The 16,291-nt window shown below is 43.1% G+C and carries 10 protein-coding genes; 4 read left to right on the top strand and 6 right to left on the bottom strand.

The genetic code is table 11. From position 1 onward, the window contains the following. Positions 1 to 48: 48 nt before the first annotated feature. The 3 genes from MSG35_RS02420 to MSG35_RS02410 all read right to left on the bottom strand — a co-directional run bounded on the left by MSG35_RS02420 (position 49) and on the right by MSG35_RS02410 (position 6,083). Positions 49 to 2,874: an amylo-alpha-1,6-glucosidase gene (locus tag MSG35_RS02420; protein ID WP_248382682.1), complete on the bottom strand. Its 2,826-nt coding sequence runs from the start codon at positions 2,872 to 2,874 to the stop codon at positions 49 to 51. Positions 2,875 to 2,904: 30 nt separating this feature from the next. Then, positions 2,905 to 4,083 carry a maltose/maltodextrin ABC transporter substrate-binding protein MalE gene (gene malE / locus MSG35_RS02415; RefSeq protein WP_048610530.1) on the bottom strand — a complete coding sequence of 393 codons (1,179 nt, stop codon included), beginning with the start codon at positions 4,081 to 4,083 and terminating at the stop codon, positions 2,905 to 2,907. A gap of 368 nt (positions 4,084 to 4,451) precedes the next feature. Further along, entirely contained in the window at positions 4,452 to 6,083 is a 1,632-nt protein-coding gene (locus tag MSG35_RS02410) for an alpha-glucosidase (RefSeq protein WP_248382681.1), read from the bottom strand. 194 nt (positions 6,084 to 6,277) lie between these two features. Between MSG35_RS02410 and MSG35_RS02405 the strand changes: the two genes are divergently transcribed. After that, positions 6,278 to 7,195 carry a LysR family transcriptional regulator gene (locus MSG35_RS02405; RefSeq protein WP_248382680.1) on the top strand — a complete coding sequence of 306 codons (918 nt, stop codon included), beginning with the start codon at positions 6,278 to 6,280 and terminating at the stop codon, positions 7,193 to 7,195. Positions 7,196 to 7,349: 154 nt separating this feature from the next. On the opposite strand, the gene MSG35_RS02400 is transcribed toward MSG35_RS02405, so the two are convergent. Continuing rightward, complete coding sequence (locus tag MSG35_RS02400) at positions 7,350 to 9,116, bottom strand: alpha-amylase family protein (RefSeq protein ID WP_248382679.1); 1,767 nt, start codon at positions 9,114 to 9,116, stop codon at positions 7,350 to 7,352. Positions 9,117 to 9,375: 259 nt separating this feature from the next. Next, entirely contained in the window at positions 9,376 to 13,017 is a 3,642-nt protein-coding gene (gene pulA / locus MSG35_RS02395; RefSeq protein ID WP_248383242.1) for a pullulanase-type alpha-1,6-glucosidase, read from the bottom strand. A gap of 617 nt (positions 13,018 to 13,634) precedes the next feature. On the opposite strand from pulA, the gene MSG35_RS02390 reads away from it, so the two are divergent. Continuing rightward, a complete protein-coding gene (locus MSG35_RS02390; protein WP_248382678.1) occupies positions 13,635 to 14,024 on the top strand; it encodes a DUF1294 domain-containing protein in 390 nt (129 codons plus the stop codon). A gap of 48 nt (positions 14,025 to 14,072) precedes the next feature. Here MSG35_RS02390 and MSG35_RS02385 read toward each other — a convergent pair whose 3' ends face one another. Then, positions 14,073 to 14,657, bottom strand: a complete 585-nt coding sequence (locus tag MSG35_RS02385) for a LysE family translocator (RefSeq protein ID WP_017058847.1) — start codon at positions 14,655 to 14,657, stop codon at positions 14,073 to 14,075. 140 nt (positions 14,658 to 14,797) lie between these two features. Here MSG35_RS02385 and MSG35_RS02380 point away from each other — a divergent pair, with 140 nt between their 5' ends. Both MSG35_RS02380 and MSG35_RS02375 read left to right on the top strand, forming a co-directional pair. Continuing rightward, positions 14,798 to 15,238, top strand: a complete 441-nt coding sequence (locus tag MSG35_RS02380) for an Lrp/AsnC family transcriptional regulator (RefSeq protein ID WP_009845852.1) — start codon at positions 14,798 to 14,800, stop codon at positions 15,236 to 15,238. Between the two features lie 26 nt (positions 15,239 to 15,264). Continuing rightward, positions 15,265 to 16,194 (top strand): LysR family transcriptional regulator, encoded by a 930-nt coding sequence (locus MSG35_RS02375; protein ID WP_081229330.1) that lies wholly within the window; start codon positions 15,265 to 15,267, stop codon positions 16,192 to 16,194. Positions 16,195 to 16,291: the final 97 nt, after the last annotated feature.

Below are 16,291 nucleotides of genomic sequence, written 5' to 3'. Positions count from 1 at the left end.
GTGATAAGTGGATTAGGCTTTCTTGATATCGGCTTGCTAACGATGAAATTAGTCTTTGGCTACTGATAGCTGTTGTTTATTCCGTTTATTCAACAAGTAGTCATTGTTAAACATGCAACGGTGTTTCTTGGAAAAATCAGGTTTAGCAAATTGTAAGTCACTTAAGATGGTATTACTTTGTTTAGGTTGAATATCAATATGCGCCTGTTTATTGCTTACAGTGACCTGATTTTGGAGACTATCGACCATTATTTCCAACTGCTCCGTCAATGGTGTTGAGATAACAGCCACAGATTTTTGGTCTATATCCAGTTTAAGAACTAATGTTATTTCGGAACTTATTGTACCTTCTAAATTTGACTGAATTTCGTAGTGACAAATACCATTTTTAGATTCAAATGCTAGCCGTAGTTGATTTCCTTTCCCAAAAGGTAGCGTAGCAACCAATTCATGCCAACAACTTGGAAGGTTGGGTGTTAGGTGTATCTCTTTATCTAATAAGCGTGGGCAGTATCCCAAATAGTCCTGTTGCGCGTTACGTGCATATTCGGAAACAGACCAAGCTTGAGCGAATGTGCCTGATTCTACAAGATCGCGGCCATCGACTTGGTAGGCGTCCAAGTTCTCACTCATTGTTCCTCTACAGCCTTGTGTAAGGATTTGTCTCGCCAAGTTTTTAGATAGTTGGTAACTGAGGTCTTGCTTCTTAAACTTGTTGAGAGCAGTGATGGTAAAGCCTGCATTCCACCCCCAGATCGTACCATTGTGATAAGCCGCGTCTTTGTGGTACATGACTTGATTGTCATGATATGGGTGAAAATCAACGTGCTCTTGTTGTAACGAACAGATCCCCCATGGGAACAATAGCGTTTCGACAGCATTCTTGACGATGTATTGCTCTTTTTCATTCTGATTAAGCTCAACTTTCTGAGGAATTGAAATCGTCATGAGTTGGTTTGGACGCACGCTATAATCTGGAACGTCACCTTCAGATAAATGGTCGGCTAATCGATTATGTTCATTATCCCAAAATTTGGTTGCGAAGTTTTCCTTCACTTTTCCTGCTTGGATTGTCCAGCTCTTTTCTGCTTCGGAGTCGCCCACTAAAGTTGCGAGTTGAATGGCACTGTTTAAGCTCTCAAACCATAAAGCTTGGATATCATTGGCTTTAGGTCCACGAGGAGACCAAGGTGTCATCCCATCAATTTTTGCATCCATCCATGTATCAGGGTGGCGATGTGCCATCAAGCTATCTTCACTTAAGTAGTGTTTTTCGACACCTGTGATGAAACGCTTCAGGGTTGGGTAAATAGCCTTAGCGAACGCGATATCACCAGAATAGTTGATGTATTCGAGAGCTTCTCGAATCATCCACGGTGTGCCATCAGTAGTGTTGTAAATGATGTTCGTTTTACTTGTCACGCGATTGGGGATTCGGCCAAAATTCACGGAGCTTTCGTCGAGCATCTGCATTGATGCAAAGTTTTCAATTATCTCTTTGGCTTCGCTAAATAAGCCATTAACCAAGCTTGTTCCTGATAAAGCGATAAACGTATCGCGGCCCCAGCAGTCTTTGAACCAAGGTAGCCCAGCCCAAATACCGGTCCCAAATTCATGGCTAACAAAGGCTCTACTGGCAAGACGTGACCACATAACCGCTCGGTTGTATTCCAGGTCGTTGGTCCACAAATAATTATTGGTCAGGAAGTCATAAACTCGCTGCTGGTGAAGAACGTGCTCGTTATTTTTGACAGCTTGATTTACCAGTAAACTAGCGGATTCAAGAGTGTCAGCAAAGCCTAAATAGACAATAAGGTCTGTTTGTTTATTCGACGTTGAGAGCATTAGTTTTACATTACTCTCAGAGAGTTGAACTAAGTCGCGCAGTTCATGATGATCGTCTAGTGAGACCTCTTTTGCATGTATTGAATGGTTGCTAGCAATTGCTACAAATCTTGGGCTGCCTTCAGGGCAAACTTGAGGGCTGAGTTCTAAGACTACATTTGAGCTTGAGGTATGAACTGTAGAGTGAACAGTCGGTATGTTGAGTTCTGGAATCAGGCTTAAAATGCTTGGTTTGTTTGACGAAACCGTGAGCGATACAAGCCTCGAACCTTGAACAAGGCTTAGCGATTCCTGACTATTGTCGTAATGATGCTCAATTCCATAAGGCATAAGGCGAGCACATTGAGCTTCTAGCTTATTATTAAACTTGCCGTTGGTATAGCTGGCGAAGGAGCCTAGTATCCAACCTTGGTGGTGGCGATATTTTCCACTGTTTACATAGTTATAGGTAGTACCGTGATAATAACCATCGACGTTATCCCCGAATACAAACGGGAATGACTGTTTTTCTGTGATGGCTAGTTCTTGGAATAGTTGCTCGTGTGGTATTGCAAACTCAGGGTGCTTCCAGTCAGGAAATACGCCCTCAATCTCAATGAGCTTAGTATCAAGGCGCTCTCGTTGAGGTGTTGATTGAGTGTTGTATTCACCTTTGCTTATGGTGAGGGTTGGAGTCGACGAGGAGAATTCAACTTTCAAGGAGTACTGACCTGCCTCGGTGGGAGAGAGTAGTAGGTCATTGCCAATTCCTTGTGTATTGATAAGAGAGATTGCTTGTTCGAACTCGCAAAGTGTTGCTTCACTTTCATGCCCAGAAAGTGTCCATTGCTTCGTTCCATCGGAATCAGAGATCTTGAAGCGATAAAGATCGGTTGATAAGCATATGCTTGCTCTATAAGAGCCATCTTGCTCCTTGATAAGTGGGGTGTCTAACCCCCAACCATTAAATGTACCTTTGAGATAAAGAGTAGGGATTTGCATAACGAGGTGACTTCCAAAACAAAAAAGGCACAGCATGCGCTGTGCCAAAGGACAATAGGATATTAATAAGAAGAAAGGTTATTTGGTTATTTGCTTAGCTGCTGTGTCTAGTGCTTCTTTAACCGTTTGCTTACCTTGCATTGCGTTATCGATTGCAGCACCCTCAGCGAACCAGTAAGCGGTCATTTGAGGGATGTTAGGCATGATCTCGCCGTTTTCAGCGTTCGTCATAGTTGACTTGATGCGTTCATCACTCTCAAGGATCTTTTGGAATGATTTTAGTGTCACGGCGCCAAGAGGCTTATCATCATTCATGGTTTTCAAAGCATCGTCTTGGAATAAGTAGTTTTCCAAGAATTCGACAGCAAGATCAGTATTCGGACTTGCAGCATTGATGCCTGCACTTAGGATTCCAACAAACGGGTTACCCTTACCACCATTTAATGTCGGCAATTCTGCAACACCATAATTAACGCCAAGTTTATCTAGGTTGCCCCAAGACCAAGGGCCGTTAATGGTCATCGCAACGTTACCATTGGTGAACTCAGCTTCAGCTACTGAGTAATCCATGTTCGGGTTAACAACCCCTTGGTTTACCATATCAACTAAGAATTGAAGACCGTGAACGCCTGCTTCATTGTTAACACCAGTGCTTTTTGCGTTATAGCCTGTTTCTGTTTTCTCAAAAGCGAATGCACCACCGGCAGAGATCATTGGCCATGTGAAGTAAGCATTTTTCACATCCCACATAATGGCTTTTTTATCTTGTTTAGCCATCTCTTTTTGAATAGCAGCAAGTTCTTCCCATGTTTTCGGTGGGTTTGGAAGTAGGTCTTTGTTGTAGATTAGAGAAGGTGCTTCGATTGCGAGAGGGTACCCTACAATTTTGCCGTTCACCGTTACCGCATCCCAACTGAAGTCGACAAGCTTTTCTTTGAATTCTTTGCTTGGGTTTAGTTCGTGAAGTAAACCTGATTCAGCGTAACCACCAAAACGGTCATGTGCCCAGAAGATGATATCTGGACCGCCGCCTGTCGCAGCGTGTTGTTGGAATTTTGCTTCCAGTGAATCTGGATACTGAACATTGATTTTAACGCCCGTATCTTCTTCAAATTGCTTACCAATTTCAGCGAGACCGGCATAACTTTTATCGCCGTTGATCCAGATAGTAATTTCACCTTCTTCCATAGCAAAAGCTGGTGCATTAAAAAGAGCAGCAAGGGTACAAATAGACAGTGTTTTCAATAGAGGTTTCATAGTTTCATTCCATATTCAGAAGGTTATCCATAACGATAATCACTTCTATCAGTTCTTATTATCTTGGAGTGATTTTATCGGTTTCCTTGTGCCTTGAGAAATAGGTAAACAAACAGAAGATATAGTAAAAATCTATACCATTAAGGCGAAGCTAGAGTTTTAGAGGAAGATGGACAGCTTTTGTGATGTTGAACGTGAAAAGAAATGTGAAGGTGGGCTCAAACAAATTGCTGGTCATTTAGCTATAGCTGGCTAAGGAGGGGGTTGCATATGTAGGTTTATGCTGTATGAGTTAAAACCACTGATTGGGAACAATAAAAAAGGCAAGGGATTACCTTGCCTTTGTGCGGGGGTTGGAGCTTATAGGGCTATAGTTTTAAAGCAAAAGATTCATAAGGTGCTAAGTGTAATAGCGTATCTACACTTGAAACTTCACCATAGTTGTTGATTAGGCAAGTCGGCGTTTGGGTGCGATATTGTTCAGGAACTTCAAGAGTTAACGACTCTCCTGAGAAGTTACATACGATAAAAAGCTGTTCACCATCCAATTCACGAACGTAGGCAAAAACCTTGTCGTGTTCTTCAAAAACAGGAATGAAAGATCCGTAGACAATTGCTGGATGAGCTTTGCGTAACTCAATTAATTTCTTGTAGTGGTAAAATATTGAACCTGAATCGGCTAATGCACTTTCGACGTTTATATCCGGGTAGTTTGGATTGAGCTCAATCCACGGCGTTACGTTAGAGAACCCTGCGTTAGCTTGATTGTTCCAGTGCATTGGTGTTCTGGCATTGTCACGGCTGTTCTCGTGAATGGCATCCATCATGTGTTCATGAGTGACACCAGACTCTGTTTTTACTTTGTAGAAGTTATGAGTCTCAATATCCTTGTACTGATCCAAGCTATCGAAGGCAACGTTCGTCATGCCAATTTCTTCACCTTGGTAGATATAGGGTGTGCCTTTCAAGAAGTGTAGACAAGTCGCAAGCATTTTGGCTGACTCAACTCGGTAGTTTTTGTCATCACCGTATTTTGACACCAAGCGCGGTAAATCGTGGTTATTCCAGAATAGAGAGTTCCAGCCACCATCTGCCAATTCTAGCTGCCATTTAGTCAGAACATTCTTGAATTCTCTAAGGTCGAGCGGAATAGGATTCCATTTGTCACCGTTTTCCCATGTCAGTGTGATGTGTTCAAATTGGAATACCATCGATAGTTCATTTCTATCTTGTCCGCTGTATAGTTTAGCGATCTCTGGTGTTGCGCCCCAAGTCTCTCCAACTGTTAACAAATCTTTATTGCCAAAGGTAGCCTGATTCATTTGTTGTAATAGCTTGTGTAGTCTTGGCCCGTTGCCCGTAATTCCTTTATCGATCTCTTTACCGATAAGGTCTATCACATCTAATCGGAAGCCACCGATGCCAAGGTCAATCCACCAGTTCATCATATTATGAACTTCTTCTTGTACCTTCGGGTTTTCCCAATTTAAATCTGGTTGACGTTTTGAAAATAGGTGGAAGAAATATTGTTGTGTTAGCTCATCCCATTGCCAAGCGCTACCGCCGAAGATAGATTCTTGGTCGTCTGGTACGCTCCCATCCGGTTTTGCATCACGCCAGATATAATAATCTCTATATGGGTTATCTTTTGAAGAGCGAGCTTGTTCGAACCAACGGTGTTCGTCTGACGTGTGGTTTACCACTAAGTCCATGACAATCTTGATGTCACGTTTTTTTGCTTCGTCCATAAGGCGTTGCATGTCTTCCATGCTGCCAAATTCTTTAGCAATCGCTTGGTAGTCAGAGATGTCGTAACCATTATCATCCATTGGAGATCGGTAAACAGGCGATAACCAAATGACATTGATGCCAAGTTCCTTGAGGTAATCGAGCTTACTGATAATCCCATTTAGGTCGCCGATACCATCATTATTTGAGTCTAAAAAACTACGCGGGTAAATTTGGTAGACTACCGCGTCATGCCACCATTTCTGTTCCATCTCAATTTCCACTTAATTAGTTAATTGCCTTTACTATAGTGATTTCACCTTTGAGTGGGAAATAGCATTACTAATGCCCTATATAGAAAAATCCTATATCATGTTGCCTATCCGCTGTGTGCAAACATCAGTGGGGTAATTTGTCGAATTTCTAACCTCGCATTTTGTGATCGAATGCAAACTAAGAGAATCTTATGAACAAGCTATATCGATATTTTCTGATGGTTGCGCATACCGGTAGCATTAAAGGTGCTGCAGAAAAACTGAATATAAGCCAGCCTTCCTTGACTGCTGCAATTAAGAAATTAGAGAGTGATATTGGTGTTGCTATTTTTATTCGGAAGTCAAAAGGCGTTGAACTTACCGAGTATGGGGTGCTGTTTCGGGAGTTTGCGCAAGAGCAGCAAGAAAAGCATCTGTCGCTAATGCACCGTTTTACCGATATGCAGCAGCGCCAATTAGGTAAATTGAAGCTCGGCACAGGCGAAGCTTGGTGGGAACAATTTGTCTGTAAGGCTGTTGAAGAGTACAAACAACAAGAACAAATGGGTTCGCTACATTTAGAGTTCGGAAATAATTTATCTTTGATGCATCACTTAGTTCAAGGGGATATAGATCTGTTTGTTGGCCATGAAATTTATGGGTTGCATGAGCGATGTAAAGTGACTTTCTACCCACTATTTCAAGACAAAGAAGCTGTGTTTGTTCGAGATGGTCATCCATTGTTAACAAAAAAAAATCTCGATGTCAGCTTGTTAAGGCGTGATATGTTGGATTATCCAATACTCCAAGTGACTCCCGATCACTCGAGACATAACTCCGTACTTTCTGATCACGTAAATTCACAATCTGGTGGGCGAGATTCTGAGGTAGTAGGAAGAGATGTTTATGATGTTGATTCTCTTTTTGCGAGCTTAGATATGTTAAGAATGTCCGATGCAGTTATGCCATACAGTCATAAAATGTGTGATTGGATGAAAAAAAGAGGATTTGAAACTTTATTGATTGATGATTCTAAGCGAGGGAATGTTGGTCTTTACGCGAAGCAGGGAGCGGACGACCTGAAGATTAAAACCTTCATTGAAATTTTACAAAAGGCTAATTTTGATTAGGCTTTAAAAACTAATAGGATTTTGTGCAATTTCGATGGTTCAACATCTCCACTGCTCATGGCATTTAGGTACTTAACATGTTTGATATTTACGTTAAGTACCGTTTATCCTTATTTCGATGCTGCAATAATTAATGACTTCGAGAGTCAGTATATTAGATAGCTAATACCCAAGCGAAAGCAGCTAGGGGATTTAATTCAGCACTGAAGTAACCGACGCCACTTTCCACATATAGTGTCTGTTGTTGGACGCCTTCAATATGTTCTTTTAGCACATAGCTTCCGTCTGCGATTCCCAGCTCTTGAATCACTTCTGCAGTAATCTTCAACTCGATATTATCCGTTATGCTTTGGCTAAAGTTAGCAGCTGCGATAACAAGCTCTTCGTTATTAAAGCGCAAGAAAGCATAAACAGAATCACTTAGCTGATTGGATTTGTGTAAATCTTGGTACTCTCCAGTCATAGATGAATGGTTCAGTGCAAACGTCATCACTCGCTTGTAGAAGAGTCTGAGTTGCTTTTCATCATTGTTGAGTTGCCCACCATCGAACTTTCCTCCGTTCATCCATTTTTGATGTTGAGGAACACCGATGTAATCGAATATAGATGTGCGAGAAGGTTGTCCAAAACCTGCATTCTCCGCACCTGGTTCGCCGACTTCTTGCCCGAAGTAAATCATGGTTGGAGAACTACTTAATAGCGTACTAACCAACATGGCTGGCTTAGCGATGTGTGGGTTACCGACAAACTCTGGAGATGCTACACGCTGTTCATCGTGGTTGTCTAAAAAGTGCATCATGTGGTGTTCAATGTCCATCATTTGATGTTGAATCTCAGGGATGATTGCCGTTGAAGCCTTACCTTGCATGATTGCCTTTAGGCCGTCATAGAGATCAACTTTGTCATATAGATAGTCCATTTTACCTAAGCGAATATAATCGCGATAAAGGTCTGGTTGATATACTTCTGCCATCAAAAATGCATCTTGATTCTTTACTTTTATTGATGAGTTTAGATAGCTCCAAAATTCGACAGGTACCATTTCTGCCATATCGTAGCGAAATCCATCAACGCCTTTGTCTAACCAATACAAGGCAATGTCTCGAAACTTAACCCATGAATCTGGTACGTCAACTTGCTGCCAGAAATGGTAGTGAGCTAGGTGGTCACGTGTAGCATAGTCATTTGGCAGTTCAGGGAAGTCTTTTGAGCCGTCTGGGCGCACACCATAGTTTATCTTTACCGTTTCATACCAATCATCGAAGTTTGGTTTGCTTAAGCGAGACCCATTTCCTGTCCATTTTGCTGGTGATTCAAGGAAGGATGAGGCTAAATTCTGGTGTTGTTCTCCTCCTAGTGGGATAAAAGCGGATTCGAACTCGGGGAGTTCAAATGAGCTACCAGGAATGTAATAGAAGTTGTTGTTTCGGTGGTATTCAATAGTTTTGTCGTCCTGCTCACCAAAGTCACTTATTCCCTCTGGATTATTTAATCCTTTGTAATTACGAGCGATGTGGTTAGGGACAATATCTATGATGACTTTTAAGCCATTGTCGTGACTTCTTTTTATTAATGTTTCGAATTCTTGTAAGCGCTGCGCTGGGTTGTCTGCAAGATCTGGGTTTACGGAGTAGTAATCTTTGACGGCATAAGGAGAGCCTGCTCGCCCTTTTACAACGCTTGGGTGATCGTCTGAGATGCCAATGTCTTTGTAGTCGTTGATCACTGCATGATGCGGCACTCCGGTGTACCAAATATGTGTGATGCCGAGTTCTTTAATTTCTGAAAGGGCTTTGTCAGTGAAGTCACTAAACTTGCCAATACCATTTTGTTCAATGGTTCCCCACGGTGTGTTTTGTGTTTTCTGATTACCGAACAAACGTGTAAAAACTTGATAGATTGAATGTTTCTTGTTGTACATACTTATATTCCATCTCGTGAAGTAGAGGTGTAGACCTTTATGTTTGGGTTAGGAGGCTAGCTCAATCAGAATGCTGCTTTATCCTCCTTAGTTAAGAAATTCGGGGCGTAGTTGTTGTGGTATGTGAGCTGCTACTCAAAAAGAAGGGAGGTACTGTTGTTTGGCATTACTTCAATGTATTAGGTTCAACAGCCGTTAAAAAGGGGAGATCGTGTCTCCCCTAACAAACGAGTATGTTTTTAATTGTTTGTTGTTGAATCTATTGTTTAGTCACAGAAACTACAGCTTTCTCCACATTGTCATCTAATTCATGAATCGCATTCAGAGTGAATGTGTAGCTGCCCGCTTCTGTTACGTTTAATTTACAATCTCCCGCGTTGCCAATGCCGATAGATCCATCAGCAAGTTCAACGGAATCACAACCAAAGTTAGGTGATACCCAATCAGCATCAGCAAACTTGAAGCCATAGTTACCCGCTTCCAAGTTGCCTGTCACAGAATAAACACCATTAGCGACAAAGCTCATTGCCCAATCATCCGTTGCGCCCCATCCATTCATGTCACCTTTAACGTAAACTGTTGTTTGGCCGTATGGCGGAATGCTAGATACATCCTTGCCTGTGTTATCAACCGGTAGGCCGGCACCTTGTGAATCACCTTGAACTTGTACAAATACAGCGGTGGTTATTGCAGGTACTGTGAAGGTTTCAGCGGCAAAGCTTGAACTTTTCACTGTATCGTCAGCCGAGTTTTGTTGAACGTCATGAAGTGTAAAGCCTGTCGCTCCTGTGATTTTGAACGATTGAGATTCATTAGTTGAGTTTACAACTGCCACAATCGCATCATTTGCAGGGTCAAGATCGTCGCCCGCAGACACACCATCATCGATAGACATGACAATCAGGCCTTCGATTTGATCTTCACCAACATTGCGGAAGTCGACTCGCTTCATAACTTCGTCTGCTGTGTCTAAGCGGAACAGTTCGCTTGAGCTACGGATTTTTAATAGCTCTAGGAATTGCTGCTTAGTCAGATTAATGTCTTCTTCGTCTGGTTTAGCCGTTGGGTCAGCAATGATTGTTTTGATCAGATCCCAGTTCGCACCATCTTTGTCTTCACGAGGTAAGCCGACGTTCCAGTTGTTATCAGTACCATCAAACATGACGCGGTTGTACCAATCACCTGAATCGTAAGAGTCGCGCTGCATTGATTTAGAACGCAACAGCTCAGAACCCATATGGATGAATGGTATTCCTTGGCCTAACATCACGGTAGAGAGTGATACAGACTGCATACGTGCACGCTCAGCAGAGCTAGTACCAGTGGCGATTTTGTATGCGTTGTTGTCCCAAAGCGTTTGGTTATCATGTTTCGACACGTAAGAGATGTTCTCTGAAGGCATCTTGGTGTAACCAGCTGGCGCACCGTTGTAATCAACGTTTTTACCCAGTTTGGTATCGCCTTTGTAATCAATCAATACGTATTCTGCGAGGTTACCTGCCATGCCTAAACGAACAAGGTCTTGGTTATGTAAACGACCATTGATCGAATCTTGATCAACTTTGGTTTCTTCGTTGGCAATCGCTGCGTTACCAAAGCCTTGGTTAAAGCGAAGTGGGTGGTTGCCTTCTGAATCGACGCCGCCATCAAACGGGCTACCGCCACGAACTGCGTCACGTAAACGGTCTGAGAAGGTCCCGATTTCTGTGCCCGCCATGTTGATTTGGTTTGCTTGATCGAAGCGTGCATTGTTAGCTACTTCGCCAAAATCCCAACCCTCACCGTAGAACAGCGTGTTTTCGTCGATTTTACGTACTTCAGCAAGAGCTTCTACCATTACGTCTTTTGGCTGGTGGCCCATTAAGTCAAAACGGAAGCCATCCACTTTGTAGTCTTCAGCCCATACCTTGAGTGAGTCGACCATCAATTTACCCATCATCAGGTTTTCGGTCGCAGTGTTGTCACAACAAGTCGAGTTTTCGACGCCACCAGTGTTGACGTTAAGACGGTGGTAATACCCAGGGACAATTTTATCCAGTACCGACTTATCGTTCACACCAGACGCATTGGTATGGTTGTATACCACGTCCATGATCAGCTTAAGATCCATGTCGTGTGTCGCTTTCACCATTTCACGGAACTCTAGAATACGTTTCGAACCATTAGGATCGGTCGCGTAACTTCCCTCTGGCACCGTGTAATGGAATGGGTCGTAGCCCCAGTTGAAGCTATCAAGCATACGAAGGTCATTCATTAATGCTTGTGCGTCACCCGTTGAAGGGTCATAACCATCGAGTACATCTTCGATGACTTTGTTTTCGTCTTCGCTTCCACATAAGGCAGCAGTCGGTTTTACATCACACAGTTTGCCTACGGTGTCGGTGATATCAACACGGCTCGCGGCATCTTCATCAACGGTAGCGATATCAAATGCTGGTAAGATATGCAGTGTAGTTAAACCTGCTTGTTGCAGAGCCTGTAGGTGTTTGACCGACTCACGATCAGCTTCTGTGAGAGCGAGGTATTTTCCATTTAGGTTAGCTGTGCCTAGTTTATCGCTGAAACTAAAGTCACGAAGATGAGACTCATAAAGTACGTGGTCTTCGTCTTTCTCTACGGTTGGTCGTTGGTAGTCGTCCCAGTTCGCTGGTTTCAAAGTTGAATCATTCAGGTCGATGACTTGAGAGTATGCCGAATTCTTCGATAAGCTGAGAGAGTATGGGTCTGTCACTAGGCGAGTTTCGATATTGCCAGTGGTTGGATGGTAAACCTTCACTTGGTAGCGATAGTAACTGTTGACTGCATTAGACACCGCGTCAGTCGCCCAAATACCTGTTTCAGTGTTTTCCGTCATCGGGATGACTTGTGAGGTCTGGAGATCTTCGCTGTACAGGACGAGTTCTACATCTTGAGCTGTTGGTGCCCAAAGCTTGAAGGTTGCCGCACTGCCTTCAACAATCGCACCTAATTCTTCTCTCATTGCATTACCAGCATCTTCGCTAGCAAATACTGCATCAAGCACACCAGGTTTTTGAACCTCAGTTGAAGAGGTAACATCGCCATTGGCATTGTAAGCAACAAGAATTATCTGAGATTTTAAAATAGTGCGAAGTGTGCTGTCGTCAACGTCGATAGCCAGGGCTGGTAAGCTTGCAAGGTGGCGGAAACGCTCTTTTAATTCAGAGGATAGCTCGCCATCTTTGGCGAGATCAACGGCAGTGCCACCGACAATCTCTTTGTCGTCGTTCATCGTGATGCTGTTATCGAGTGCGTAGAACAGTTTCACAGAGTCGGCATTGCTAGCGGCTTCCCAAGCAATGGTGGTCACATCTAACCAATGTGCTTTTTGGCCATCAATATTGACTGGGCGCTCTGAAATTGGGTCGTAATACAACTCGCTGCTGCCATGGAACCCGAATACACCTTGTGAATCACCGAGCTTCGTTAGCTCGATTTTAGAATTGGCACTGCCAAACGCTTTTTCGTCGCCATTATGTAAGATGAAGTTCATGCATTTATGTGGGTCAGAAGCATCAGGATCCACTTTCAATACATAGTAAGCACCGTAAGTATCGCTGATACCATCGTATTCGTAAGGGCTGTTCCAATCGGTTCCGGTTTCACTCAACCCCATGCCGACTAAGTCTGTGCTAGTACAACCTTCGCCATTCCATAGGTGAAGCCCCCAACCGTCGTAAGTAGAGCCCGAAGTGCTCGCGGCTGCAACATCACGTTTGTAATACACAACGACTTCGTTTTCGCCTGCTTTGTATAAGCCATCGTTGCCTGCGTCGGTGTCATTGTCGCTATCACTGCCACAACCTGCGATCAAAGTCGCGGTGAATAGAGGTAAAATTGCTTTGGCCAAAGTAGAGCGCTTGAAGCTTCTCTTTTTGGTCACATTGAAGGTATTTCGTAGAGAGATAATTTTATTAATATTTATGTTGTTCACGTTTTGATATCCATATTTCACTTTTTATGAAGATGAATATCCTAGCTTTAACCAAGGTCAACTATTTGTGATAGAAATATATAAAGTTATTTTTAATTCGTAAATATAGGAAACCTAGTGTCAAAATCACGCTTTGTAATTGGTTATTGTTAAATTAATTGGATCAATGACTCATTTGTTTAATATCAATAATGTAAGGCGTAGAAGCTAGGCGTAGTTAATAAGGATGAGAGCTCATCCTTATTAATGTGAGATGAATATCACTTTAGAATGTTCTTATTTTTTAAGAGTAATAAAGTTTTCACGTTCTATTTATTATTATTGTTATTAATATTAACATTAGTGATTTTTATGTATTAAGGATGATAGCGGCACTCAAGGGGCAGCAAAAAATTAGGTAGATTACGTCAGTTTCATTTGCAGATATCTGCAATTCTTATATATTTCCCACAGTGTATTTAAGGAGAAGGTATATTCTTTGGGAGCGAAACCACCAGTTATCAATCCTTATCAAAATCTACAGGGCGTAATTGCCACAGTATGTGAGCTGTTGCCCAAAAGGAGTCATGTTGTCTTCATCTATTCAAATCGTTATCACCTATTTGGTTCTGGTGGGGGTATCTGTGTTGTTTGCAGAAAGTTCTAAAGCGCTGTTGGTGTGGTATTTGGTTATCGGTGTGGTGACGTTTTTTGTGTACGCAAAAGACAAGCGAGCAGCGATCAATGGCAATTGGCGTGTGCCAGAGAAAACCCTGCACATCTTTTCTGTTGCTGGTGGTTGGTTAGGGGCGTTGATTGCTCAAGATAAGCTGCGTCATAAAACGCAGAAACAGCCGTTCAGAGCGATATATTGGGTGACAGTGGCAGTGAATGTTGCGGCGTTTGTGTGGACACTAACCCCGAGCGGGCAGGCGACATTTGGGCGTTGGCTTAGCGAGGTTATTGGATACTTGTAAATTGATGGCTAGTAATCACTTACTAACCATCATAGGGAAGCTATCTGGTTACAACATCGGAATCGTTGAGGCTAGAAGCAAGCCTGCCATACCGTAGTTGAAGCTTTTGATACGGACCGGTGTTGTTAACCAGTGTTGCAGTTGTTTACCTGCCGCTGTCCAGAATGTCACGGATGGTAAGTTCGCGAGCGTGAAGATACCAGCGATGATCGCAAGCTCCCACCATGAACTGCCGCTGCTGTAGACTGAAATCGCCGTCAGTGCCATCGACCAACCTTTAGGGTTCACCCACTGAAAACTTGCCGCGCCGATGAAGGTCATTGGCTTATAAGCCTCGGTGCTTTTGGCTTTGCCGCTCAATGCTATCTTAATTGCAAGGTACACAAGGTAAGCAAGGCTCAGGTATTTCAAGATTTGGTGCGTAACCGGATAAGCGTTGAAAATGCCCATTAAACCGAAGCCAACTAACAGCAACATGGCTGCAAACCCTAGAGCAATCCCAAGCATGTGCGGAATAGTACGGGCAAAGCCAACATTTGCTCCTGATGTCATGAGCATGATGTTATTTGGACCTGGCGTGAAGGTCGAGACGAACGCAAACAAGGCAAGTGCGCTAAGTTGTTCTAAAGGCATTATGGTTCTCCAGCAAAAAATGAACGAAGTGACTGACCGGTCATGACTTTCACGTGTTGAGAAATATAGTAGGTGGAAAGTGAGGCAATTATGTGCTTTTATTTCCTCTATTATCACTAAATGCACAATAATAAGTACTTATGGATAGATTTGACGAAAGGATATTGCAAGAGCTTAAATTGGACGGCAGAATCTCCAACATTGAGCTTTCAGAGCGGATTGGCTTGTCGGCTTCAGCGACCTTAAGACGAGTACAAGATCTTGAGCGTAAAGGCATCATTCAAGGTTACCGTGCGGTTCTGGATAATGGGCTGATGGGGGTAGGTTTTATTGCTTATGTTTCGATTGGTTTATCAAGCCACAGCAAAGCGGCTCAGCTGGAGTTTGAACAGCACGTCAGTATGGAAAAAGAGGTGGTGGAGTGTCACAACATTACCGGTGCCAACGAGTATTTGCTAAGGGTAGAAACCAAAGACCTACCGGGCTATAAGAAGTTTCATGCCGATGTGCTTGGGGAATGTGCTCAGGTGCAATCTATTACGACTATGGTTGTGATGGACACCCCTAAAGACGAACGCTAGTCGAGTTTTATTTCAGGAGAGGCGCAGTGCCAAATACCAATCAGTTGTTATTGTTCTTAGATGTGGTTCAACAAGGGTCGTTTACCAAAGCGGCAACCTTGCACGATATGGATAACTCATCGCTCTCCAAACAGATCAAAAAGCTTGAGCAAGATTTAGGTGTTCAGCTGCTGAACCGTTCTACACGCTCGTTTTCGTTGACTTCGGCGGGTGAGGATATTCTCGCGCAAACCTATGTGTTGAAAGACACCATCAATCAAATCCAAGGTATTGCCGACTCGTACCAATCTGAACCCAAAGGTGTGCTACGAATTACGTCGCCTATCTATTTTGGGCAGCAATATCTGCAACCTATCATCACTCAGTTTATGAGGAAGTACCCTGATGTTCAGATCGTACTCTCACTAGACGATAAGATCGCCAACATCATTGCAGGGCAGTTTGATATCGCGTTTCGTTTCAGTAAGCTCGTTGAATCGAATTTGATTGCCAAGAAGATTGCCGACAGTAACTTCATGCTCGTTGCATCAAACGATTTTGTGAAGCAGCATGGTGAGCCGAAGACGCCACAAGATTTGCTCGCGCTACCTGCTGTGATTTATACCAATGGCGATATGACGGTTGATCATCTCCGTATCAGTGAAGAGCCGCATGGCGACACTTTTCAAAGCCTGACGATTCGTGGCAACTATAAGGTGAGTGATGTTCGCACCATGGTCTCTTGTGTGAAAGATGGCTTAGGATATGGCTTCCTTGATCAATCAAACCTGTATGCCTCAATGAAAGAGCTCGGCTTAGTCACTTTACTTCCTGATTACCCGATTTCGACGATTGATACCGCAATCTACGCTGTGTATCCGCACCGCAAGCAGACCAAGCTAGTGAAAGAGTTCATTACTACGGTTCAAGACTATATTGGCTCTCCAACCATTTGGGAGAAGATGCAGCAAGGTTAGCTGGATTTCTAATCGTTCAAACATAAAAAAGGAGCCTGAACGTCGAACGTTTTGGCTCCTTTTTTATTGTTCCTGCTATAACTGATTTACAATGTAA

The organism is Vibrio sp. 1CM23M (assembly GCF_023161755.1).
GTDB lineage: Bacteria > Pseudomonadota > Gammaproteobacteria > Enterobacterales > Vibrionaceae > Vibrio > Vibrio coralliirubri.
Note: the sequence above shows the minus strand (reverse complement) of the source record. Positions and strands in the feature narration are given on the sequence as shown.